Below are 21,414 nucleotides of genomic sequence, written 5' to 3' on the forward strand. Positions count from 1 at the left end.
TCATAATCGTCCCATGGGGACGGACAGCAGGGAACGCATGGTGCGCAGCGCCGCCTACCTCTTCCGCGAGCGCGGCTACAGCGGCACCGGGTTCCGCGACGTCATCGCGCACAGCGGCGCCCCGCGCGGGTCGATCTACCACCACTTCCCCGGCGGCAAGGCGCAGCTCGCCGAGGAGGCCGTCCGCTACGCCGGCGAGTTCCTGAACGCCGGCATCCTCGCCGCCACCGAGAGCGGCGACGCCGCGTCGGCCGTGGACGCCTTCACGAGCTGGTGGCGGCAGGTCCTGATCAGGAGCGGGTTCCGGGCCGGCTGCCCCGTCGTCGCCGTCACGGTCGAGTCCCACGACGACGCGCCGCAGCTCGCCGACGCCGCGGCGGCGGCGTTCGCGCGCTGGCAGGACACCCTCGCCACCGGGCTCGGCAACGCCGGCGTCCCCGACGACCGCGCGTCCCGGCTGGCCCGCCTCATCGTCGCCGCCGTCGAGGGCGCCACCATCCTGTGCCGCGCCCACCGCGACGTCGCCCCGCTGGACGACGTCGTCGCCGAGCTCAAGGCCATGGCCCGCAGCGCGGCCGAAGAGGGCTAGGCAGTGTTTCAAAGTCCCGGCCCACTCCGCTCGCCTGGCGGCTCGCTGCGTGACCGTGCCTGGGCGAACGCGGCATCGCTTCGCGATCTGCCCGGTTCCGCTCGCCTCCGGCTTCGCTCCACCGGCCAGGTCACGCGTTCGCGCGCGTGGCCGAGGCCACTTCGAGAAAGGCCCTAGGCCCGCCGGGGGGGAGTTAGGAGTTCTCGGCGATCAGCTCGGCCACGGCCTGGAGGGCGAGGACGTAGGACATGGTGCCGAAGCCGGCGATGGTGCCGGTGGCGACGCCGGCGACGACGGAGGTGTGGCGGAACTCCTCGCGCGCGGCCGGGTTGGTGATGTGGACCTCGACGAGCGGGGCGGTGCGCTGGGCGACCGCGTCGCGCAGCGCGTAGGAGTAGTGCGTGAACGCGGCCGGGTTCAGCACGACGGGGACGCGCTCGTCGGCCGCCTCGTGCAGCCAGCGCATCATCTCGGCCTCGTCGTCGGTCTGCCGGACCTCGACGTTCAGGTCGAGGCGGCGCCCGGCCGCGCGGCAGACGGCGACCAGGTCGTCGAAGGTCGCCGTCCCGTACTTCTCGGGCTCGCGGACCCCGAGGCGCCGCAGGTTCGGGCCGTTGAGGACGAGGACGCGGGTCATCGTGCGATCTCCCGGTAGGCGGCGGCGAGCAGGGCCTCGTCGGGGCCTTCGAGGCGTCCGGGCTCGGCGATGCCGTCGAGGACGACGAACCGGAGCGTGGCGCCCCGCGACTTCTTGTCGATGGTCATGGTGGCGCGCAGGCCGGGCCAGTCGGCGGCGTAGGAGACCGGCAGGCCCACGGACTCCAGGACGTCGCGGTGCCGCCGGACGGCCTCGGCGGGCAGCCGCCCGGCGAGGCGGGACAGCTCCGCGGCGTACACCATGCCGATCGCGACGGCGTGGCCGTGGCGGAACCGGTAGTCCTCGTTCTTCTCGATGGCGTGCGCGAGGGTGTGGCCGTAGTTGAGGATCTCGCGGAGGCCGCTCTCCCTCAGGTCGGCCGAGACGACGCCGGCCTTGACCCGCACGGCCCGTTCCACGAGCTCGCGGGTGTGCGGGCCGTCAGGTGCGGCGGCGCCCTTCGGGTCGTCCTCGACCAGGGCCAGGATCTCCGGGTCGGCGATGAACCCGGCCTTGATGATCTCGGCGAGGCCGCTGATGTAGTCCTCGCGCGGCATCGTCATCAGCGTGGCGAGGTCGCACAGGACGCCGCCGGGCGGGTGGAAGGCGCCGACCAGGTTCTTGCCCTCGGGGATGTTGATGCCGGTCTTGCCGCCGACCGCCGCGTCCACCATGCCGAGCAGCGTCGTCGGGACGAGCACCGCACGCACCCCCCGCAGCCACGACGCGGCCGCGAACCCGGCGAGGTCGGTGGTGGCGCCGCCGCCGACGCCGACGACGACGTCGGTCCGGGTCATGCCGAGCGCGGCGAACGCCGACCACAGCCCGGCCAGGACGCCGGCCTCCTTGGCGGCCTCGCCGTCGGGGACGGGCAGCGCGTGCACCGTGTACCCGGCCTGCTCGAGCGCCCCGCACACCGGGCGGGCGATCTCCGGCAGCCCCTCGGCGTGCACGACCGCGACGGTCCGGGCCTTGTCGCCGACCATCGCGGGCAGCTCGCCGAGGACGCCCGTCCCGATGACGACGTCGTAGGGCTCGGCGCCCCCCACGGACACCCGGGCCGGCGGCGTCACCCGTTCTCCTCGCCGTCGCGGTCGGCGGGGGCGGCGTCCTCCAGGGCCTTCACGACCTCTTCGACGATGTCGGCGGGTTCGCGGCCGTCGGTGTCGACATGCACGGTGCCCAGCCGCTCGTAGATCGGGAGCCGCTCCTCCAGGAGCTTGCGCATCTGGCTGCGCGGGTTCAGCACGAGCAGCGGCCGCGCCGACGCCAGGCCGACCCGCTTGATCGCCTCCGAGAGCCCGACCCGCAGGTAGACGACGGTGTGCCCGGCGAGCAGCTCCTGCGTCTCCGCCGCGAGGACGGCGCCGCCGCCGAGCGCGACGACGCCCTCGTGCCCGGTCAGCGCCGCGGCGACGGCGGCCCGCTCCATCTCGCGGAAGCGCTCCTCGCCGTCGTCGATGAAGATCTCGCCGATCGGCTTGCCCGCGGCCCGCTCGACGTCGGCGTCGGTGTCGCGCAGCGGGACGCCGAGCCGGTCGGCGAGCGCCGTGCCGATCGTGGTCTTGCCCGAGCCGGGGGGTCCGATGATGACGGCCTTCGGTCGCATGGCACCGCTCACTTGATCGTCAGGGAGGACAGGTAGCCCCGCAGGTTGCGGGCGGTCTCCTCGGCGGAGTCGCCGCCGAACTTCTCCAGCGCAGCGTCGGCGAGGACGAGCGCGACCATCGCCTCGGCGACCACCCCGGCGGCCGGGACCGCCGTCACGTCGCTGCGCTGGTTGATCGCCTTGGCGGGCTCGCCGGTCGTGACGTCGATCGTGTCGAGCCGCCGCGGGACGGTCGAGATCGGCTTCATCGCGGCGCGCACCCGCAGCACCTCGCCGGTGGTCATGCCGCCCTCGACGCCGCCGGCGCGGTTGGTGCGCCGGCGGATCCCCTCGGTGGTGGCGTCGATCTCGTCGTGCGCCCGCGAGCCGGGCCGCCGGGCGGTGGTGAACCCGTCGCCGAGCTCCACGCCCTTGATCGCCTGGATGCCCATCAGGATCCCGGCGAGCCGGGAGTCGAGGCGCCGGTCCCAGTGGACGTGGCTGCCGAGGCCGGGCGGGAGGCCGTAGGCGAGGACCTCCACGACGCCGCCGAGGGTGTCGCCGGCCTTCTTGGTCTCGTCGATGTGCGCGACCATCCGCGCCGACGCCTCGGCGTCGAAGCACCGCACCGGGCTCTCGTCGACCCCGGCCAGGTCGGCGGGCTCCGGCAGGACGCCCTCGGGGGCCTCGACCTCGCCGAGCGCGATCACGTGGCTCAGGACGTCCACGCCGAGGGCCTGCTTCAGGAACGCCTTGGCGACGGTGCCGAGCGCGACCCGCGCCGCCGTCTCCCGCGCGCTCGCCCGCTCCAGGACGGGCCGGGCGTCGTCGAACCCGTACTTCTGCATGCCGACCAGGTCGGCGTGGCCGGGCCTCGGCTGCGACAGCGGCGCGTTCCTGGCCTGGGCCGCGAGGACGTCGGCGTCCACGGGGTCGGCCGACATGACCGTCTCCCACTTGGGCCACTCGGTGTTGCCGACCTCGATCGCGACCGGCCCGCCGAGCGTCACGCCGTGCCGGACGCCGCCGATGATCGTGACCTTGTCCTGCTCGAACTTCATCCGGGCGCCCCGCCCGTGGCCGAGCCTCCGGCGGCGCAGCTCCTCGGCGATGTCCCCCGAGGTCACGCGCACACCGGCCGGCAGCCCCTCCACGATCGCGGTCAGGGCCGGGCCATGGGACTCCCCCGCGGTCAACCAGCGCAGCATGGGTGAATCCTATTGACTCCGCGCGCCCGCCCGTGACGCCGTCCAGCATCTGAGAGGCTCGTCGCGGAGGTGGACGATGGGGAAGTCCGGTTCGCGGGGGGCCGCCGAGACGAGGCGGGCGCTGCTCGCCCAGGCGCGGGCGTCCGCCGATCTGGGGTCGCCGATGTACTCGGAGCTGCTCACGCGGGCGGCCGGAGATCCGGGCGCGGCCGTGACGGAGGTGCTCGGCGAGCGGACCGGGACCGGCTACATCCTGGGGATGCTGGGGACGGTCCACCGCCTCGTCCTCGAAGGGCGGGTGCCGGAACTGGCCGCGCACTACCCGACCGCGGGCGGGACGGAGGACCCGCTGGAGGCCTGGCCGGCGTTCCGGGCGGTGCTGTCCGAGCACGCCGCCGAGATCCGCGCCGGGCTCGCCGACCCGCCGCAGACCAACGAGGTCGGGCGGGCGGCCCCGCTCGTCGGCGGGCTCCTCACGATCGCGGACGCCTGCCGCCCCGCGCCGGCGCGTCCGCCTGTCCCGCGTCTGCCCGTGAAGCCCCTGCCCGAAGAGCCCCTGCCGATCAGGCTGCTGGAGATCGGGGCCAGCGCGGGCCTGAACCTCCGGGCCGACCGCTTCCGCCTCCTGCACGAGAGCGGCGCGTACGGGCCCGAGTCGCCGGTCGTCCTGCCGGACGCCTGGCGGGGCCTGCCGCCGGTCGACGCGCCCCTCTCCATCACTGAGCGGCGGGGATGCGACCCGAACCCGCTGGACCCGGCCTCGCCCGCCGCGCGGCGGCGGCTCCTGTCGTACGTGTGGCCCGACCAGGCGGCGCGGGCGGCGCGGCTGCGGGCGGCGTTCGAGGTGGCCGCCGCGGTCCCCGCGACGGTCGTGCAGGCGGGCGCGGCGGACTTCCTGGAAGGGCTGGCCCCCCGGGAGGGTGTCGTCACGGTCGTGTGGCACTCGACGATGCGCGCGTACCTGTCGGACGAGGAGGGCGCGCGCGTCGACCGGAGCATCGAGCGGGCCGGGGCGGCGGCCACCCCCGACGCGCCCGTGGCGCACCTGTCGTTCGAGGGGCGCGACGCCTCGCGGCTCGACGTCCTGCACGTCGTGACGCTGCGGCTGTGGCCGGGCGGGGAACGCGTGGTCCTCGGCGAGGCGCCGTCGCACGGCCTCCCGACGACCTGGTACTAGGAGCGCCCGAGCCCCCGCCCGATCGCGAGCCGGACGGGGGACGACGCGGGAAGCGGCCCGGCGGGGAGCAGCGGCGGCTGCGCCATGAACCGGGGGCGCGTGCCATGGTGCGCCTGCGCGGCGTGCACAAGGAACGGGTGGCACAGGTACACGTCGCCGGCCCGTCCCGCGGCATGGGCGAGCGGACGGTGCTCGGTCGCGGGGACGGCCTTGCCCGCCAGGTCCATGAACGCGAGCCCCTCCTCCCCCGCGGGCTCCAGGATCGGCGGGACGTCCAGGTGGGACCCCACCCGGATGCGGGTCGGCCCGTCGTCCTCCCCCACGTCGGAGAAGAGGAACAGCATCAGCAGCGCGCGGCCCTTCGACGCGACGTTCACCCGGTAGGACATGAAGTCGGCGGGGTCGTCGCCGGGGAAGCCGGCGTCGATGTGCCAGCCGTCGTCGCCGGGCGGCTGGTCGCTGGGGAACCGCACCGGGAACGTGCCGAGGCCGCCGCACGGCAGCCACGCGTCCTTGCCGACGACGGCGTCGAAAGCGGCGCGCAGGCGGTCGGTGTTCGCGGCGGCCCGGAACGGCGCCTCGGCATGGTCGCCGAGCCGCACCACCGGACGCGTCCACGTCGCGGGATCGTCGGGGTCGCAGCCGGTCTCGCGCCACAGGATGCCGCGGCACTCGGCGGCCAGCTCGCGGGGGAACGCCTGCTCCACCCGGACGTACCCGTCGGTGATGAAGGCATCGACGTCGATCATGGCGCCAGGCTCGCAGAGCGCCCGCGCCGAACGCCAACGATTTACCGCCGCCGCGGATCCGGACGCCGGTTCGCCGGACGCACCCCGATCCGCCCGCACGCGGTCCGCTACGCACGCGCGGGGCCGTACCTGCGCGGGCCGGTACCAGCGCGCGGCCGCTTCCGGCACGCAGCGCCTGCCCGCGGGCGGGTGCTATCTGCGCAGGACGTTCAGTTCGACGCCGCCGACGATCCGGCCGCGCAGCAGTTCGGCGAGCCGGTCGGAGACCCGCTGCACGGTGCTCCGCTCGTCGTGCCCGGGGACGACGGCGAACCGGACGGCGATCTCCGCGGAGGTGCCCTCGACGACGCGGACGCCGGTGACCGACGGGTCGGAGCCGAACGCGGCCTCGACCGCGGCCAGGACGTCGGGGTCCTCGTGGGGCGGCGGGATGGGGCGGCCGTCGGCGAGCAGGTGCAGGCGCAGCCCGTCCACGGCGAACGGGACCGGGCCCGCCACGTCCACGACCAGGGCGTCCGCGCCTTCGTCGAGGGTGGCGCGGCAGGCGTCGCCGGCCCGCACCGCGACCGGGCGGGCGTCGGCGCGCCACGCCTTCATCGTCTCGGTGCAGGTGAAGCCGAGCACGCCGCGCCGCCCGTCGTCGCCGATCAGGGTGGGCAGCGCCATGTCGCTCGACTTCTCCCGCCGCAGCTCGCCGGGCTCCGTCGGCTCCTCCTCGGTGAGGACGGCGACGATCGGCACCAGCAGCCGCGCCCCCTGGAGCCGCCGCAGCACCGTGTGGGCGCCGACACGGCCGGCCGCGTAGCCGGCGAGCGCCTCGCACAACCGGGGGTCGGCGCTTCCGTCGTCCCCGGGGAACTGTGGTTCGGGAATGGTCAGTCCGGACACGGCAGGAAGGCTATAACCTCCGGCGACGACAGGGGGCCACTCCAAGGATACTCTCCGCGACCGCGTCGCGTCCCGCCGCCGTCAGCCGAGGTCGGCGATGGCCGCGACGGTGCCGCCGCCGGACGGGCCCTGGTGCACGGCCGCGACCGACACGAACACCGCCGGGTCGCCGGTGACCGAGGCCGCGACGCCGCCGACGCACGCCTTGATCTGCCGGTGCCAGTGCACGTCGGAGTCGTCGAGCATGATGTTGCGGCGGCCGCGCACCGAGCCGCTCGGGTCGGCCTCGCACTTGATGAACACGTTGACGAGCCGGTCGCCGAGGTCGGACGTGCGGGGCCGCTCGGGCAGGTCCAGGCCCGTCGAGCGGATCGCGTCCCAGATCCCGTCGGCGTCCAGTGCGTCCTTCATCACACCGTGCCCGGCCCGGTACCGGCCGCCGATGCCGCGCACGTTGCCGACGACCACGATCTGCGCCCGGTCCAGCTCGACGCCGGACGAGCACGACGCCACCGACGAGTACAGCGACAGGTCCTTGTGGATCTGGTCGGCGGAGGGCGCCTCGATCTCGCCGAGCGCGACGGCGATGCCGAGCGCGGTCGTGGAGTTGGAGATGTCCATGGACTTGAGGGTGTCCTCGGTGACGACGTCGCGGCCGCGCGTCTTCGCGTCGTTGATCGTGTCGAGGGTGAGCAGCGGCGTCTTGGTCTGCACGTAGTGGACGTCGGCCGGATCGTCGATCCCGGCGGTCTTCATGGCCTCGCGGACGCCGGCGGCGACGGTCTCCACCATCGCGGGGCGTCCGATGTCCTCGGGCAGGATGATCTCGCTCATCGCGACGCCGACCGACAGCCGCGGCTCGTCGGAGGCGGGGACGCGGGCGGGGTCGACGGTCGCGAAGACGGTCGCGTGCGGGCTGAGCACCCCGTCCGTGCCGCCCGACCACACCAGCGGGACGCGCGCCACCTCGTCCGCCGTCCGCGTGCCCTTGGCGAGGAGCACCTCGCGGAACGCCCGGTCGGCGAGCAGCCGCGTGTAGTCGTTCACGCCGCCGTTGCCCTCGGTCTTGCCGACCACGGCGAGGACCCGGTCGGCCTCCAGGACGCCGTCGTCGATCAGCCGGGCGAGCCCGGACGCGTCGGTCACGCTCTCGATGGGGATCTTGCGGACTTCGATCGGATCGGGCACCGTCATCGCTCCTCAACTGCCGTGCCGCTCATCGGGCCGTGCTGCTCGCCGGCCGGCCTGCTCGCCGGCCGCACTGGTGATCGGTCTCTACCCGGGGTCAGTCCTCGACGACCGTCCCGGCCTTGCCGTGCGCGGCGTCGCCGAGCCGGGGCAGCGAGGCGATCGCGGCGCGCCGACCGCCGGCCGCGACGAACCGCCGCACCGCCTCGACCTTCGGGCCCATGCTGCCGCCGGCGAAGTGCCCTGCGGCGGCCAGTTCCGTCAGCTCCGCGACCGTCGTGCGGTGCAGCGGGCGGGCCCGCGGCGTCCCGAACCCGGTCATCGCGTTCTCCACGTCGGTGGCGATCACGAGGGTGGTCGCCTCCAGGCGGCGGGCCAGCAGTTGCGCGGCCAGGTCCTTGTCCACGACGGCCTCGACGCCGCGCAGCGCCCCGTCCGCCCGGACCACGGGCACTCCCCCGCCGCCCGCGGCGACCACGACGTGTCCCGCGTCCAGGAGCACGGCGGCCGCGTCGGCGTCCAGGATCTCCAGCGGCTCCGGCGAGGCGACGACGCGCCGCCAGCCACGGTCCCCGAAGTCCTTCCAGACCTGGCCGAGCGCGATCGAGCGGCGGGCCTCCGCCTCGGGGAAGTAGCGGCCGATCGGCTTGGCGGGGGCCAGGAAACCGGGGTCGGCGGCGTCCACGAGCGTCCGGGTCACCACCGTCGACACCGGGCGGGCCGCACCCCGCGCGGCCAGCGCCCGCTCCAGCGCATTCATGATCATCACGCCGACGGTGGCCTGGGTCTGCGCGCCGCACCAGTCCAGCGGGACGGGCGGCACCACGCCCGCCGCCAGCTGGTTCTTGATCAGCAGGTTGCCGACCTGCGGGCCGTTGCCGTGCGTGAGCGCGACCCGCGCGCCCGCCGCCACGAGATCGGCCACGTGCGCCATCGCGCCCTCGATCGCGGCCGCCTGGGCGTCCGGGGTGGCGCTGCCGTCCGGCGCGGTCATGGCGTTGCCGCCGAGCGCGATCAGGATCCGCTCGCCGGTGCGCGTCGCGCCGTCTTCTCCCTGATGGCCCCGGGTCACGGGACGGACGCTAACCCGCGCGGCGGGCACCGCTCACGGGCGAATTCCGCCCAACGAACGCCGTTTCTTCGGCACTTTCCGGCAATGCCCCGGCGCCCCGGGACCGTTCAGCGCAGGCGCGCGAGGCGGCTCACGGCCTCGTCGATGACCTCGTCCTTCTTGCAGAACGCGAACCGGACGAAGTGGGCGCCCGCCTCGGCGTGGTCGTAGAACACCTGGCTCGGGATCGCGACGACGCCCGCCTTGTCCGGCAGGGCGCGGGCCAGCTCCATGCCGTCGGTGAAGCCGAGCGGGCGGATGTCGGCCTGCACGAAGTAGGTGCCCTGCGGCCGGAAGGTCGTGAACCCCGCGACCTCAAGGCCGGTGATGAGGCGGTCCCGCTTCGCCTGGAGCGACTTGCGCAGCTCCTCCACCCACGGGATCTCGTTGCGCAGCGCGTAGGCGGCGGCGCGCTGGTAGGGGGCGCTGACCGCGTAGGTGAGGAACTGCTTCACGGTCTGGACGGCCCGGATGTAGGGGGCGGGCGCCGTCACCCAGCCGGTCTTCCAGCCGGTCACCGAGAACGACTTGCCCGCCGACGACACCGACACCGTCCGCTCGCGCATGCCGTCGAGCGTCGCCAGCGGGATGTGCTCGGTCTCGTCGAACGTCAGGTACTCGTAGACCTCGTCGGTGATCGCGACCAGGTCGTGCTCCCGGCAGACGTCCGCGATGGCCTCCAGCTCGTCCCGCGTGAACACGGTGCCGGCCGGGTTGTGCGGCGAGTTCACCAGGATCGCCCGGGTGCGCGGGCCGACGGCGGCGCGCAGTTCGTCCGGGTCGAAGGTGAAACGCCCCTCGACCGGGCGCAGCGTGACCGGCCTGCGCACTGCCCCGGCGAGCGCGATCACGGCCGCGTAGGAGTCGTAGTACGGCTCGAACACGATCACCTCGTCGCCCGGCCCCGCCAGCGCCAGCACGGAGGCGGCGATCCCCTCGGTGGCGCCGACGGTCACGAACACCTCGGTCGCCGGATCGAACGACAGCCCGTACCGCTCCAGCCGCTGCGCCGCCACGGCCTCCCGGAGTTCGGGCAGGCCGGGACCGGGCGGATACTGGTTCGCGCCCGTCCGGATCGCCTGCACCGCCGCGTCCAGGACCCCCGCCGGGCCGTCCTCGTCCGGAAAGCCCTGGCCAAGATTGATGGCCCCGGTCCGGACGGCGAGAGCCGACATCTCAGCGAAGATCGTCTCGCCGAATCCCTGCATGCGCTCGACCAATGGCTCGCTCACGCCCCAAGCCTAGGCCCCCTGCCCGGCATGCGCGGCGAGCACGGCGTCGTCTGAACGGCCTCTCGCGGCCCGGGGAACCACCGGCCCGAGGAACGGCCGCTTCGCAGTGTCCAGCCACTTCCCGGTGTCCGACCGCGTCGCGATGTCCGGCCCGGCCGGGGGTCAGATCCAGCCCATGTCGATCGCGGCGCGGGCGGCGCGGACGCGGGTGGGTTCGCCCATCTTCGCCATGGCGGTGGACAGGTAGTTGCGGACGGTGCCCTCGGACAGGTGCAGGTCGGCCGCGATGCGGGCGGTCTCGGCGCCGGCGCCGGCCAGGCGGAGGACGTCGCGTTCGCGTTCGGAGAGCGGGTTGTCGCCGGCGGCCATCGCGCTGGCGGCCAGTTCGGCGTCCAGGTAGCGGCCGCCGCCGTGGATCTTGCGGATGGCGCTGGCGAGCTCGTCGGTGGGAGCGTCCTTGGCGACGAAGCCGCGGACCCCGGCGGACATGGCGCGGCGCAGGTAGCCCGGGCGGCCGAAGCTCGTGAGGATGCACACCGCGCAGCGGGCGCCGGAGGCGTGCAGTTCCTCGGCGACGGTGAGGCCGTCCGCGCCCGGCATCTCGATGTCGAGGACGGCCACGTCCGGATCGTGCGCGGCGACGGCCGCGGGCACCTCGTCGCCGCGGCCGACCTCGGCGACGACCTCCAGGTCGGTCTCCAGGCCGAGGAGGGCGGCGACGGCGCCGCGGATGAGGTGCTCGTCGTCGGCGAGCAGGACCCGGATCACGCGGGCCTCGCGGCCGGGAGCACCTGACCGGCGCCCGTCCCGCTCCCGTCCGAGCCCCGCCCGTCTGGACCGGCCTCACCCGGGCCGTGGACGGGAGGGAGCGGGACGGCGGCGCGCAGGAGGTACCCGTCGCGGCCGTGCCGGCCGGCGGTGATCTCGCCGCCGAGGACGGCGACGCGCTCGGTGAGGCCGGTCAGGCCCGAGCCCGCCGCGGTCTCGGCGCCGCGGACGCCGTCGTTGCGCATTTCCAGGACCACGGAGTCACCGTAGAGGGCGCCGTCCCCGGAAGGCGCGCCGTACACGTCGAGACTGATCGTGCAGTGCCGCGCCTCGCTGTGCTTGATGACGTTGGTGGCGCCCTCGCGGATCACCCAGGCGAGCACCGAGCGGACCGCCGGCGGCAGCCCGTCCGGCAGGCAGCCGATCTCGCAGCGCACCCCGGCGGCCTCCAGGACGGCCCGGACGCCGGCCAGCTCGGCGTCCAGCTCGACGGCCCGGTAGCCGCGGACGGCGGCGCGGACCTCCCGCAGCGCCTCCCTGGCCGCACGCTGGACGTCCGCCATCTCGGCGCCGGCCCGGTCCGGGTCGTCGCGCACCGTCCGCTTGGCCAGCTCGCTCTTCACCGCGATGAGGGACAGGCTGTGGCCGAGCAGGTCGTGCAGGTCGCGGGAGAAGCGGAGCCGCTCCTCGGTGACCGCGAGCCGGGCGAGGGCGTCGCGGGCCGCGTAGGCCTCCTGGTGCAGCTCCCACATGCGCCGCTGGTACCGGTTGACGAACACGACGAACCCGCAGATCGCGGTGTACAGGGCGCACAGCACCGGGAGGATCGCGTACCAGGGGGCGTCGCCCTCCGGGTACAGGCGCTCCGCGCCCGCCGTGGCGACGGCCCCGCAGTACGTCCCGGTGCCCGCGCACAGCGCGACGATCCGCCCGCGGCCCATCGGGGACAGCACCACGGCCGAGACCCAGAACACGGGGATGACGCTGAACCACGGGCTGGTGAGCAGCATCAGGCTGAGCGCGGCGGCGACGGCGGCACTGGCCACGGTGTCCCGCTTGGACAGGGTCCCTTCGAGCCCGCCCCGGACGAGCCGCGTGTAGCACCAGCTGAGGACGGCGAGCCCCGCGACGACCGCGGCGGTGAGGGGCGCGCCCGCGTCGCCGCGGGTGTAGGCGTCTTCGAGCCCGTAGAGGGCCGGCAGGACGAAGCCCATGGCGGCGAACATGAACGAGCGGTACGTCACCCGCCGGTAGCGCTCCAGCCTCCGGGCGGCCTGCTCCTCGATGTCCGCCGTGGTCGCGACCGCCATGTCCTCGTTCCTCCTCGCATCGCACTGTAACGGTGGGCCCGCGGCGGTCAGGCGCGCCGCGGCTCCCACCGGAACCAGCGGGTGGCCATGAGGCGGCCGGTCGCCATCCAGAAGGCGAGGACGAGGAACGGCCGCACGCAGGTCAGCCAGCCTTCGGCGAGGCCGACGGCGGGGTGGGCGGGCCGGTGCACGAAGTCCTGGCCGAAGTACCCGGTCCGGACGATCTCCACGACCGGGCTGAGCGGGACCCAGCGGCAGGCCGCCTGCAGCCAGCCGGGCAGATCGTCCAGCGGGAACATGACCCCGGCCCCGAGCATGCACCCGAACATGATCGGCAGGACGGTGAGCTGCGCCAGCTCGGCGTTCGGGGTGGCGCCCGAGACCGCGAGCGCCAGCGCCGCGAACACGGCGGCGCCGCCCGCGAGCCCGGCCAGGACCAGGACGGGGTCGGCGGGGACCCGGCCGCCCATCGTGGTGCCGAGCAGGACCAGCAGCGCGACGGCCTGCACCGCGTACAGCGCGGTCGCGGTGAGGACGGCGCCGCCGATGATCTCCGCGTCCGACAGGGCGGTGCCGCGCAGCCGCTTGAGGGTGCGGTCCTCGCGGCGGGCGGTGAACACGTTGACGAGGTTCATGAAGACGGCGAAGACGAGGAAGAACCCCAGGTGGCCGGTGCCCTGCAGGAGTGCGCCGTCCACGCCGTCGATCTTCTGGCCGCGGACCGGGACGAGCATGGCGGCGAACAGCAGCGGCAGGCCGGCGGCGGTGAAGAGGGCGGTCCGGTTCCGCCAGAGCAGGGTGAGGTCGAGGCGCGCGACGCCCAGAACGGCATCGGGTCTCATGAGGGCGGGCTTCTTGAGGGCGGGCTTATTCAGGGCGGGCTTCGTGGCGGGTCTCACCCGGGGGCTCATCGGGCCGCTCCTTCGGCGGTGTGCAGGAAGACGTCTTCGAGGGAGGCGCTGCGCACCCGGAGGCCGTCCAGCCGGACGGCCTCCTCGTCGGCCCAGCGCAGCAGTTCGTAGAGGCCCGCTTGGAGCCCGGCATCGGCGGCGGGGCCGGACGGCGGAGAGCCGGACGGGGGCGTGCCGGAGGGCAGGGTGTAGGACGCGACGGCTCGGCCGCCCTCCACTCGGACGTCGGCGCGGGCGCCGTGCAGAGGGGGCAGTTCGGCGACCTGGAGGCGCTCCGGCAGCCGGAAGGAGATGCGGTCGCCGTGTCCGGCGACCACTTCCGCGACCGTGCCGGACGTCTCGATCCGCCCGCGGTGCAGGATCGCGAGCCGGTCGGCGAGGTGCTCGGCCTCCTCCAGGTAGTGGGTCGTGAGCAGGACCGCCGTGCCGTCGGCGACCACGTCCTCGACGATGTCCCACGTCGCGCGCCGGGCCTCGGGGTCCATGCCGCTCGTCGGCTCGTCCAGGAACAGGACCTCGGGCCTGCCGAGAAGGGCCAGCGCGAGGTCGAGGCGGCGTTTCTGGCCGCCGGACAGCTGCCGCACCCGTACGCCCGCCTTCTCCGCGAGCCCCGCCATGGCGATGGCCTCGTCGCGGTCGCGCGCGGAGGGGGTGAAGCCGCGCCAGTGCTCGATCGTTTCGGCGACGGTGAGGTCGGCGAAGAAGCCGCCGTCCTGCAGCATGATGCCCATGCGCGGGCGGACCTTCCGGCGTTCCGCGTACGGGTCGTGGCCGAGGACCCGGACCGTGCCTCCGTGGACGTTCCGGTGCCCTTCCAGCGTTTCGAGCGTGGTGGTCTTGCCCGCGCCGTTCGTGCCGAGCAGCGCGAACAACTCGCCTGCCGCGACCTCGAACGAGATCCCGGCGACGGCCTCGAAGTCCCCGTACCGCTGCCGGAGCCCGTCGACGCCGATGGCTGGGTTCGTCTCCATGCCCCCAGCGTCGCGATCATGCGAGCGCGCCGGTAGAAGCGCGTGTCACCGCTTCCGGCGGCGCCTGTCAGGCGATCGGCATGACAGGTGTCATGCCGCTCAGCCCGCGACGCTGATGACGTGCCCGGCGGTGGACGGCTCGCCCGCGATGTCGAGGAGCGCGGTGGCGAGGTCGGAGCGGGCCATGGAGAGGCCGCCGAGGACGTTGCGGTCGGCCGCCTTCCGGTAGCGGCCGTTGCCGGGGCCGTCGGTGAGGCGGGGCGGGCGGACGATCGTCCAGGCGAGGCCGGAGTCGCGGGTGAGGGCCTCGGCGGCGCGCATGTCGTTGAAGGCGTGCTTGAGGAGCGGGCCGAGGACGAGGGGCTTGACCAGGAACCGGGTGAGCGGGTCGTCGCCCGGCCCTGCGTGCAGCCCGGACGCGCTGGTCAGCACGAACCGCTCGGTGCCGCCCGCCCGCATCGCCTCGACGATGCCGCGGGTGCTGTCCGCGCAGACGCTGGTCGGGCGGCGGCCGTCGCGGGTGCCGATCGCGGTGATCACGGCGTCGCGCCCCTTGACCGCCTCCTCGATCGCGCCCGGGTCCATGACGTCGGCCTGGACGACGTCGGCGCAGGCGCGGACCTCGCCGGGCAGGCCGGCGGGGTCGCGGACGACGGCGGTCACCTCGTGCCCGGCGTCGAGCGCGCGCCGGACGACCTGGACGCCGGTGCCCCCGGTCGCCCCGAAGACCGTGAACCTCATCCTGTCCTCCTACCCGAACCCCCGTGAGCGCCCCGTCGGCACCTCTGGAATGCGCCGGACGGGCGAGCACTTGAGGGGTGAGTGAATACTTACTAACCTCTATCCTGGTGAGCGTTCACTCACCTGTCAAGGGGGCCCATTGAGCGCGCGCGAACGGATCCTGGACGCCGCGGCGGACATCATGCGGCGGCACGGGGTCGCCGGCGCGACCACGAAGGAGATCGCGAGAGCGTCCGGCTACTCCGAGGCGCTGCTCTACAAGCACTTCCGCGACAAGGACGAGCTGATGCTGTGCGTGCTGAAGGAGCGGATGCCCCCGTTCACCTCTATGGGCGTCCCGGGCGAGGGCACCGTCGAGTCCAACCTCGTCGGGATCGTGCACGGCGGGCTGCGCTTCTACCGGCGGGCGTTCCCGATGATGGTCTCGATGGCGGCGCAGCCGCGGCTGCTGCAGGCGACCCGCGAGTCGCTGCGCAAGTACGGCGCGGGCCCGCAGGAGCCGGTACGGGCGCTGGCCCGCTACCTGGACGCCGAGCGCGACCTCGGCAGGGTCGCCCCTGACGCGGACACGCAGGCCGTGGCCGCACTGCTGATGGGCGCGTGCTTCCAGCAGGGCTTCCTGCGCTACTTCGCGGAAGGCGAGGACGCCTCCGACCCGCCCGAGTCGTTCGCACGCGAGCTGGTCAACCCCGTCCTAGCGGAGGTCCTCCCCTAGAGCTCGCCCAGGCGGGACTTCACGACCTTGCCCATGGCGTTGCGGGGCAGGGAGCCGACCATGTGGACGACGCGGGGCCGCTTGTGCACCGACAGGCGCTCGGCCACGAAGTCGATGAGCTCCTTCTCCCCCACCCCGTCGGCGACGACGTAGGCGGTGACCTGCTCGCCGAGGTCGTCGTGCGGGGTGCCGAGGACGGCGGCCTCCCGCACGGCGGGGTGGGCGAGCAGCGCGTTCTCGATCTCGCCGGCGCCGATCCGGTAGCCGCCGCTCTTGATGAGGTCGGTCGACGCGCGCCCCACGATCCGGTGCCAGCCGTCCGGGCCGATCGTGGCGATGTCGCCGGTGCGGAACCAGCCGTCCGGCGTGAACGACTCCGCGGTCGCCTCGGGGCGGTTGAGGTACCCCTTGAACAGCAGCGGCGCGCGGACGTGCAGCTCGCCGGGCGTCTCCCCGTCCGGCGGGACGGGCGAGCCGTCCTCGGCCGTCAGGCGCGTCTCGACGCCGGGCAGCGGCGTGCCGACGTAGCCGGGGCGCCGGTCGCCGTCCGCGCGGGCGCTGACCGTGATGAGGGTCTCGGTCATGCCGTACCGCTCGACCGGGCGGTGCCCGGTGAGGGCCGAGAGCCGCTCGAACACGGGCACGGGCAGGGGCGCGCTGCCGGAGACGAGCAGCCGCGCGCCGCGCAGGGCCCCGGCGGTGGACGGGTCCGCCGCCGTCCTCGACCAGACGGTGGGGACGCCGAAGAACAGGCTGCCGCCGTCGTCCCGCGCCGCCGCCGCGTACAGCTCCGGCTTGGGACGCCCGGTGTGGACGAGGCGCGAACCGGCCCGCAGGGGCCCGAGGACGCCGAGGACGAGCCCGTGCACGTGGAACAGCGGCAGCCCGTGGACCAGGACGTCATCGGACGTCCAGGCCCAGGCCTCGGCGAGGGCGTCGAGCCCGGCGGCGATGGCGCTCCGCGAAATCAGCACGCCCTTCGGCGCGCCCGTCGTCCCGCTCGTGTAGAGGATCAGGGCGGTCGCGTCGGCGGGGACCTCGCCGCCCCCGCCGCCTCCGTGGTGCGGCAGCGCGTCGACCGGGACGAGCGGAGGCTCCCCCTCGGAGCGCTCCGTCCCACCGGCCGCGAGGAGGAGGCTCGCACCGGAGTCGCCGAGGATGTGCGCGCGTTCGGCGGGCCCGGAGTCGGGCGGCAGCGGCACCACGGGGACGCCCGCGAGGAGGCCGCCGACGACCGCGGCGACCGTCTCCAGGGACGCCGTGGCGTGCACGGCGACCGCGTCCGCTCCCCGGATCTCCGCGGCCACGGCGGAGGCCCGGCCGAGCAGTTCGTCGCGGGGCAGCTCGCGTCCGGCGATCCGCACCGGGCCGCCCGTCCCGCCGAGCAGGTCCATCATCAGCCGCTCTCCTCCTCGTCGAGTCCTTCGGGTCCTTCGGGCTCCGCACGTCTCTCGGCCTCTTCAAGCCCTTCCAGCCAGGCCATCACCGCGTCGGTGTGCTCGCCCAGCAGCGGCGGCGCGGTGTGCCCCCGGGGCGGCGCGCCGTCGAAGCGCAGCGGCGGCCCGGGCAGCTCGATGGGCCCGAGCTGCGGATGGTCGACCTCGATGACCAGGCCCTGCGAGCGGGTCTGCTCCCATTCGTACACCTCGTCGATCGACCGGATCGCCCCCGCGGGGACGCCCGCCTCACCGAGCCGCGCGAGCCAGGCGTCACGCGTGTCGCCCGCGAGGACCCGCTCGATGTCGGCGGTCAGTTCGGCGCGCCGGGCGGAGCGGTCGGGGATCGTCGCGTAGCGGGCGTCGCCCGGGTCCAGGCCGACGATCGGCGCGAACCTGCGCCACAGGTTCTGGTTCGCGACGCCGATCTGGATCTGCCCGTCCTTGCAGCGGAACGTCCCGTACGGGGCGATGGACGGATGGTCGTTGCCGACCGACTCGGGGACGTCCCGGGCGACGGTCCAGCGCGTCCCCTGGAACATGTGGGCGCCGACCACGGACGCCAGCAGCGAGGTACGGACGACGGTCCCGCGCCCGGTGCGGGTGCGCTCGTACAGGGCGGCCAGCACGCCCGCGACGCCGTTGCCCGCGGCGAGGATGTCGGCGATCGACAGGCCGACCTTGCTCGGCGTGCCGGGCGGCCCGGTCACGCTCATGATCCCGGCCTCGCCCTGCATGATCGCGTCGTAGCCGGGGCGCCCGCCCTCAGGCCCGTCGTGCCCGAACCCCGTGATGGACAGGACGACCAGCCCAGGGTTCAGCTCGTGCAGCCGCTCCACCGGGAAGCCGAGCCGGTCGAGGACGCCGGGCCGGAAGTTCTCCACGAGCACGTCGGCGCGCCGGACGAGCCGGGCGAGGACGTCCGCGCCCTCGTCCGACTTCAGGTCGAGGGTGATCGACTCCTTGTTCCGGTTGATCGAGAGGTAGTAGGTGCTCACCCGGTCCTCGCCCGCGAACGGCGGGCCCCAGCCGCGGGTCTCGTCGCCGGTGCCGGGCTGCTCGACCTTGATCACGCGGGCGCCGAGGTCGGCGAGCGTCATGGTGGCCTGCGGGCCCGCCACGACGCGGCTGAGATCGATGACCACGACGCCTTCGAGCGGTCCGGGCAAGGGCGTTCTCCTTCCAGGGGCCGTGCCCCCGAGGCGGTGTCCCCGCGGGGGCGGCTCCTTCCGGCGGACGGCTCCGGCCGGGGGCCGGCTCCGCCGCGGGGCGGGTACCTGGAAGTATGCCGTCCGTGCCGGACTCCGCCGAGCCCAACCCCGCCGGGGCCGACTCCGCCGGGGCCTTCGCCCGCATGACCTACCCCGCGCTCGCCGCACGGCTGCTCGCGCTGCCGCCGTCCTGCGGCCGGGCGCGGATCGTCGCGGTGGACGGCCCGAGCGGGGCGGGGAAGTCGACGTTCGCGGGCCACCTGGCGGAGGCCCTGGTCGGCGCCCCGGTCGTCCGCTCGGACGACTTCCGGGTGCCGTGGGACGCCGATCCGCTCACCTGGTGGCGGCCCCTCCAGCGCGCGGTGCTCGACCCGCTGCGGAACGGACGTCCTGCCGTGCTGCGCCGCTACGACTGGCACCACGACCGCTACGGCCCCGAGGAAGAGATCCCGCCCGCGCCCGTCCTCATCGTCGAGGGCGTCGGTTCCGCGTGGGCGAAGGCGCCCGCCGCCTACCGGATCTGGATCGACGCGCCGTACGACCTGCGCCGCGCACGCGCCCTCGACCGGGACGGCCCCGAGTACGCCGGAGCCTGGGAGGACTGGGCCGTCCGCGAACAGGCCCACTTCACTGCCGACGCCACCCTCGACCGCTGCGACCTCCTCGTGGACGGCACCACCTTCACCCCGTACCGATTCAGGGCCCGTCCCCCGAGGCCGGGGACGGGCGAGGGCCCCTAGAGGAAGCGGCGGATCGGGGTGATCGCCAGTTCCTTGGCGCGTTGCGTCGTGGACCGCCGGGCCCATCGCGCGTGGTCGACCTGCTTGCTGCGGGTGAGGTCCTCGTCGAAATGGGCGTCGAGGGTCGCGGTCAGGTCCTGGTCGATCACGGCGAGCATGACCTCCTCGTCGTGGTCCATGGAACGCCGGTTGAAGTTCGTGGACCCGATGAGCGAGACGATCCCGTCCATGGTGAGGATCTTCGTGTGCAGCATCGCCGGCTGGAACTGATGGATGCGCACACCGCACTTCAGAAGGTCCTCGTAATGCCGCTGGCTCGCCAGGCGGCTCACGCGCTTGTCGGCGTGCGGGCCGGGCAGGAGCATCTCCACCTCGACCCCGCGGCCGACGGTCTCGCACAGCAGATTGACGAAGTAGTCGTCGGGCGCGAAGTAGGCGGACGCGATCCGCAGCCGCCGCTCGGCCAGTTGGAGGACGACGCGGAGCAGGGTCTGCATGTCCTGCCAGCCGACGCTGGCCGACCCCCGCACGACCTGGACCACCGCGTCACCGGCGGGTTCGTGCCCGGCGAAGCGGTCGCGGTCGTCGAAGAGGACGTCGTGGCACTCGGCCCAGTTCTGCGCGAACGCGGCCGCGATCCCGTCCACCGCGGGCCCGCGGACCCTGAAGTGGCTGTCGCGCCACTCGCTCTCGTCGCGGGCGTCCCCGCACCATTCCTCGGCGATGCCGACGCCGCCGGTGAAGGCGACCTGCTCGTCCACCACCAGCACCTTGCGGTGGCAGCGGTGGTTCTGCTTGAACGGCGAGACGTAGACGGGCTTGCGGAACCAGGCGACCGTGACGCCGGCCCGCTCCATCTTCTCCACCAGGTCCTTCTCGATCTGCCATGCGCCGATGCCGTCCAGCAGCAGCCGGACCCGCACCCCGTCGCGGGCGCGCTCCGACAGCGCGTCGGCGAACCGGTGGGCGATGTCCCCGCGCCAGTAGACGTAGGTCATCATGTCGATGGTCCGCCGCGCTCCGGCGATCTCGTCCAGCATGCGGGGGAAGATCTCGTCCCCGTTGCGCAGGGGCGTCACGGAGTTTCCCTCCGTCGCCGCCACGCCGATCAGCCGTTCCAGGGACCGGCGGATCCGGTGCGCGCGGTCGTCGGACGGAGATGAGAGCAGGTCGTCTCCGGGGGGAACCGGCTGCTGCGACACGGTCATCTGCTTCTTTCTCCTTATGCCAGGGCAACGATCAGCGGACCCGTGCCGTCACGCCGAAAGCACGAAAGTGATCGCCACTCGGCCGAGATCAGTCCCCTCTGTTTCGCGTTCCATGCCGCCTTGCCGCCACTGAGAGCAACCCGACATTTCCTCGCCACTAACTGCACTCGATCAGATGCGGAGCGTATGCAGTCATGCCATCTCCGCTCGGCGGAAACGTCCGCGGTTGCGAGCGCCTTACCGAGCACCGGCCGCCCGTATCAGGCGCTCGAGCCGCTTGGCGATGGCCGGGACGTCGTTGAGGGCATGGGTGGCGGTGTCGATAACGGTGGTGAACAGGTCGTCCTCGGCTTCGGGGTCGAAGCGTGCTCCGTTGAGCTTGAGGAAGACATCGGTGGCGGCGAAGGCGACTCGCTTGTTCCCGTCAGTGAACGGGTGGGAGGTGGTGAGCGAGTGCAGCAGCGCGGCGGCCTTTTCGAGAAGGGTGGGGTAGGGGTCCACGCCGAAGGTCACCGTGGCCGGCCGTGCGGCCGCCGATGCGACCAGCCCGAAGTCCCGCACGTTGAGGTGCTCGCCGACGGCCCGGCGCCCGACGGCGACGATCTCTTCGGCCGTCAGGTAGCGCACGCTCACGCGTCGCCCAGCCGGTCCAGCAGGTTCCGGTGGTCGCGCGCCGTCTCGTCGGCGAGTTCGAGCACGTGAGCGAGTTCCCGGCGCTGCCGGTACTCCTCGAGAGCAGTGATCAGTATCGCGTTCTTGGACCGCTGCTCGGCCGTGGCCGCCTCGTCGAGCCAGGCGTCCAGGTCGTCGGGAAGGCGCGCTGCGAAGGCCATGCCAGGACTCTCCCTGCGTACGTCATTCTGGTATCACCGATGGTACTAGAGGTGGTTCGGTGATGTCGGAGGACCACGTCCAAGGGGGACCCCGCCAGCTTGTTGATCGCTCTCCCCATGGCGCGCCTGTACGGGGCCGGTCGCGTGGTTGCGGCGCTCTTCATCGGATCAACATGGTTTCGATAGCGACAAGTCACGGCGCC

At 73.8% G+C, this 21,414-nt stretch carries 23 protein-coding genes; 4 read left to right on the plus strand and 19 right to left on the minus strand.

What is annotated here, in order from left to right; translation table 11 throughout:
- Window positions 1–13 precede the first annotated feature (13 nt).
- Entirely contained in the window at window positions 14–589 is a 576-nt protein-coding gene (locus ABWI07_RS23420) for a TetR/AcrR family transcriptional regulator (protein ID WP_149257304.1), read from the plus strand.
- A 193-nt stretch (window positions 590–782) separates the two neighbouring features.
- Here ABWI07_RS23420 and aroQ read toward each other — a convergent pair whose 3' ends face one another.
- From aroQ to aroC, 4 genes are read right to left on the minus strand one after another with little or no spacing between them, the layout of a single operon-like run.
- A complete protein-coding gene (aroQ, locus tag ABWI07_RS23425; RefSeq protein ID WP_149257305.1) occupies window positions 783–1,226 on the minus strand; it encodes a type II 3-dehydroquinate dehydratase in 444 nt (147 codons plus the stop codon).
- The gene (aroB, locus tag ABWI07_RS23430; protein WP_353819794.1) at window positions 1,223–2,299 is read right to left on the minus strand and encodes a 3-dehydroquinate synthase; all 1,077 of its coding nucleotides are present in this window, start codon (window positions 2,297–2,299) and stop codon (window positions 1,223–1,225) included. The genes aroQ and aroB overlap by 4 nt, the downstream gene beginning before the upstream one ends.
- Window positions 2,296–2,835, minus strand: coding sequence for a shikimate kinase (locus tag ABWI07_RS23435; protein WP_149257307.1), 540 nt, complete (start codon window positions 2,833–2,835; stop codon window positions 2,296–2,298). Before ABWI07_RS23435 ends, aroB begins: the two co-directional genes overlap by 4 nt.
- An 8-nt stretch (window positions 2,836–2,843) precedes the next feature.
- Window positions 2,844–4,022 (minus strand): chorismate synthase, encoded by a 1,179-nt coding sequence (gene aroC, locus ABWI07_RS23440; RefSeq protein ID WP_149257308.1) that lies wholly within the window; start codon window positions 4,020–4,022, stop codon window positions 2,844–2,846.
- Between the two features lie 76 nt (window positions 4,023–4,098).
- Here aroC and ABWI07_RS23445 point away from each other — a divergent pair, with 76 nt between their 5' ends.
- Window positions 4,099–5,199 carry a DUF2332 domain-containing protein gene (locus ABWI07_RS23445; RefSeq protein WP_353819795.1) on the plus strand — a complete coding sequence of 367 codons (1,101 nt, stop codon included), beginning with the start codon at window positions 4,099–4,101 and terminating at the stop codon, window positions 5,197–5,199.
- Here ABWI07_RS23445 and ABWI07_RS23450 read toward each other — a convergent pair.
- From ABWI07_RS23450 to ABWI07_RS23495, 10 genes are all read right to left on the minus strand, one after another.
- Window positions 5,196–5,948 (minus strand): phytanoyl-CoA dioxygenase family protein, encoded by a 753-nt coding sequence (locus tag ABWI07_RS23450; RefSeq protein ID WP_353819796.1) that lies wholly within the window; start codon window positions 5,946–5,948, stop codon window positions 5,196–5,198. The genes ABWI07_RS23445 and ABWI07_RS23450 overlap by 4 nt on opposite strands.
- A gap of 192 nt (window positions 5,949–6,140) precedes the next feature.
- On the minus strand, window positions 6,141–6,836 hold the full coding sequence (locus tag ABWI07_RS23455) for an SseB family protein (protein WP_149257311.1): 696 nt from the start codon (window positions 6,834–6,836) through the stop codon (window positions 6,141–6,143).
- Window positions 6,837–6,917: 81 nt separating this feature from the next.
- Window positions 6,918–8,030 carry a barbiturase gene (gene bar, locus ABWI07_RS23460; RefSeq protein WP_235036542.1) on the minus strand — a complete coding sequence of 371 codons (1,113 nt, stop codon included), beginning with the start codon at window positions 8,028–8,030 and terminating at the stop codon, window positions 6,918–6,920.
- Between the two features lie 91 nt (window positions 8,031–8,121).
- Window positions 8,122–9,096: a carbamate kinase gene (locus ABWI07_RS23465; RefSeq protein WP_353819797.1), complete on the minus strand. Its 975-nt coding sequence runs from the start codon at window positions 9,094–9,096 to the stop codon at window positions 8,122–8,124.
- A 107-nt stretch (window positions 9,097–9,203) separates the two neighbouring features.
- Window positions 9,204–10,367: a pyridoxal phosphate-dependent aminotransferase gene (locus ABWI07_RS23470; RefSeq protein WP_353819798.1), complete on the minus strand. Its 1,164-nt coding sequence runs from the start codon at window positions 10,365–10,367 to the stop codon at window positions 9,204–9,206.
- 162 nt (window positions 10,368–10,529) lie between these two features.
- Window positions 10,530–11,135: a response regulator transcription factor gene (locus ABWI07_RS23475; RefSeq protein WP_149257313.1), complete on the minus strand. Its 606-nt coding sequence runs from the start codon at window positions 11,133–11,135 to the stop codon at window positions 10,530–10,532.
- The gene (locus tag ABWI07_RS23480; protein ID WP_353819799.1) at window positions 11,132–12,445 is read right to left on the minus strand and encodes a sensor histidine kinase; all 1,314 of its coding nucleotides are present in this window, start codon (window positions 12,443–12,445) and stop codon (window positions 11,132–11,134) included. Before ABWI07_RS23480 ends, ABWI07_RS23475 begins: the two co-directional genes overlap by 4 nt.
- Window positions 12,446–12,492: 47 nt before the next feature.
- Window positions 12,493–13,356: an ABC transporter permease gene (locus ABWI07_RS23485; RefSeq protein WP_353819800.1), complete on the minus strand. Its 864-nt coding sequence runs from the start codon at window positions 13,354–13,356 to the stop codon at window positions 12,493–12,495.
- Window positions 13,353–14,327, minus strand: a complete 975-nt coding sequence (locus tag ABWI07_RS23490; RefSeq protein WP_149257316.1) for an ABC transporter ATP-binding protein — start codon at window positions 14,325–14,327, stop codon at window positions 13,353–13,355. The genes ABWI07_RS23485 and ABWI07_RS23490 overlap by 4 nt, the downstream gene beginning before the upstream one ends.
- Window positions 14,328–14,426: 99 nt before the next feature.
- Window positions 14,427–15,068: an NAD(P)-dependent oxidoreductase gene (locus ABWI07_RS23495; RefSeq protein ID WP_353819801.1), complete on the minus strand. Its 642-nt coding sequence runs from the start codon at window positions 15,066–15,068 to the stop codon at window positions 14,427–14,429.
- A gap of 139 nt (window positions 15,069–15,207) precedes the next feature.
- On the opposite strand from ABWI07_RS23495, the gene ABWI07_RS23500 reads away from it, so the two are divergent.
- Window positions 15,208–15,783: a TetR/AcrR family transcriptional regulator gene (locus ABWI07_RS23500; RefSeq protein ID WP_353819802.1), complete on the plus strand. Its 576-nt coding sequence runs from the start codon at window positions 15,208–15,210 to the stop codon at window positions 15,781–15,783.
- Here ABWI07_RS23500 and ABWI07_RS23505 read toward each other — a convergent pair.
- Together ABWI07_RS23505 and ABWI07_RS23510 are read right to left on the minus strand one after the other, a co-directional pair.
- Window positions 15,780–17,180: an acyl-CoA synthetase gene (locus tag ABWI07_RS23505; RefSeq protein ID WP_353819803.1), complete on the minus strand. Its 1,401-nt coding sequence runs from the start codon at window positions 17,178–17,180 to the stop codon at window positions 15,780–15,782. The genes ABWI07_RS23500 and ABWI07_RS23505 overlap by 4 nt on opposite strands.
- Window positions 17,180–18,388: a CaiB/BaiF CoA transferase family protein gene (locus ABWI07_RS23510; protein ID WP_353819804.1), complete on the minus strand. Its 1,209-nt coding sequence runs from the start codon at window positions 18,386–18,388 to the stop codon at window positions 17,180–17,182. Before ABWI07_RS23510 ends, ABWI07_RS23505 begins: the two co-directional genes overlap by 1 nt.
- Window positions 18,389–18,513: 125 nt before the next feature.
- On the opposite strand from ABWI07_RS23510, the gene ABWI07_RS23515 reads away from it, so the two are divergent.
- Window positions 18,514–19,170, plus strand: coding sequence for a uridine kinase family protein (locus ABWI07_RS23515; protein ID WP_353819805.1), 657 nt, complete (start codon window positions 18,514–18,516; stop codon window positions 19,168–19,170).
- Here ABWI07_RS23515 and ABWI07_RS23520 read toward each other — a convergent pair.
- From ABWI07_RS23520 to ABWI07_RS23530, 3 genes are all read right to left on the minus strand, one after another.
- Window positions 19,167–20,378, minus strand: coding sequence for a phospholipase D-like domain-containing protein (locus tag ABWI07_RS23520; protein WP_353819806.1), 1,212 nt, complete (start codon window positions 20,376–20,378; stop codon window positions 19,167–19,169). The genes ABWI07_RS23515 and ABWI07_RS23520 overlap by 4 nt on opposite strands.
- A gap of 237 nt (window positions 20,379–20,615) precedes the next feature.
- Window positions 20,616–21,011, minus strand: a complete 396-nt coding sequence (locus ABWI07_RS23525) for a type II toxin-antitoxin system death-on-curing family toxin (protein ID WP_200841666.1) — start codon at window positions 21,009–21,011, stop codon at window positions 20,616–20,618.
- Entirely contained in the window at window positions 21,008–21,211 is a 204-nt protein-coding gene (locus ABWI07_RS23530) for a ribbon-helix-helix domain-containing protein (RefSeq protein ID WP_149257322.1), read from the minus strand. The genes ABWI07_RS23525 and ABWI07_RS23530 overlap by 4 nt, the downstream gene beginning before the upstream one ends.
- Window positions 21,212–21,414 lie beyond the last annotated feature (203 nt).

Origin of the sequence: Actinomadura sp. NPDC000600 (assembly GCF_040492135.1) — a bacterium.
Classification (GTDB): Bacteria; Actinomycetota; Actinomycetes; order Streptosporangiales; family Streptosporangiaceae; genus Spirillospora.

What these genes read in the sequence shown, in the direction of transcription:
- ABWI07_RS23420 (WP_149257304.1), top strand. Translation starts at nt 14, where the DNA reads ATGGGGACGGACAGCAGGGAACGCATGGTGCGCAGCGCCGCCTACCTC.
- aroQ (WP_149257305.1), bottom strand. Translation starts at nt 1,226, where the DNA reads ATGACCCGCGTCCTCGTCCTCAACGGCCCGAACCTGCGGCGCCTCGGG.
- ABWI07_RS23435 (WP_149257307.1), bottom strand. Translation starts at nt 2,835, where the DNA reads ATGCGACCGAAGGCCGTCATCATCGGACCCCCCGGCTCGGGCAAGACC.
- aroC (WP_149257308.1), bottom strand. Translation starts at nt 4,022, where the DNA reads ATGCTGCGCTGGTTGACCGCGGGGGAGTCCCATGGCCCGGCCCTGACC.
- ABWI07_RS23445 (WP_353819795.1), top strand. Translation starts at nt 4,099, where the DNA reads ATGGGGAAGTCCGGTTCGCGGGGGGCCGCCGAGACGAGGCGGGCGCTG.
- ABWI07_RS23450 (WP_353819796.1), bottom strand. Translation starts at nt 5,948, where the DNA reads ATGATCGACGTCGATGCCTTCATCACCGACGGGTACGTCCGGGTGGAG.
- bar (WP_235036542.1), bottom strand. Translation starts at nt 8,030, where the DNA reads ATGACGGTGCCCGATCCGATCGAAGTCCGCAAGATCCCCATCGAGAGC.
- ABWI07_RS23480 (WP_353819799.1), bottom strand. Translation starts at nt 12,445, where the DNA reads ATGGCGGTCGCGACCACGGCGGACATCGAGGAGCAGGCCGCCCGGAGG.
- ABWI07_RS23485 (WP_353819800.1), bottom strand. Translation starts at nt 13,356, where the DNA reads ATGAGCCCCCGGGTGAGACCCGCCACGAAGCCCGCCCTGAATAAGCCC.
- ABWI07_RS23490 (WP_149257316.1), bottom strand. Translation starts at nt 14,327, where the DNA reads ATGGAGACGAACCCAGCCATCGGCGTCGACGGGCTCCGGCAGCGGTAC.
- ABWI07_RS23495 (WP_353819801.1), bottom strand. Translation starts at nt 15,068, where the DNA reads ATGAGGTTCACGGTCTTCGGGGCGACCGGGGGCACCGGCGTCCAGGTC.
- ABWI07_RS23505 (WP_353819803.1), bottom strand. Translation starts at nt 17,180, where the DNA reads ATGATGGACCTGCTCGGCGGGACGGGCGGCCCGGTGCGGATCGCCGGA.
- ABWI07_RS23520 (WP_353819806.1), bottom strand. Translation starts at nt 20,378, where the DNA reads ATGACCGTGTCGCAGCAGCCGGTTCCCCCCGGAGACGACCTGCTCTCA.
- ABWI07_RS23530 (WP_149257322.1), bottom strand. Translation starts at nt 21,211, where the DNA reads ATGGCCTTCGCAGCGCGCCTTCCCGACGACCTGGACGCCTGGCTCGAC.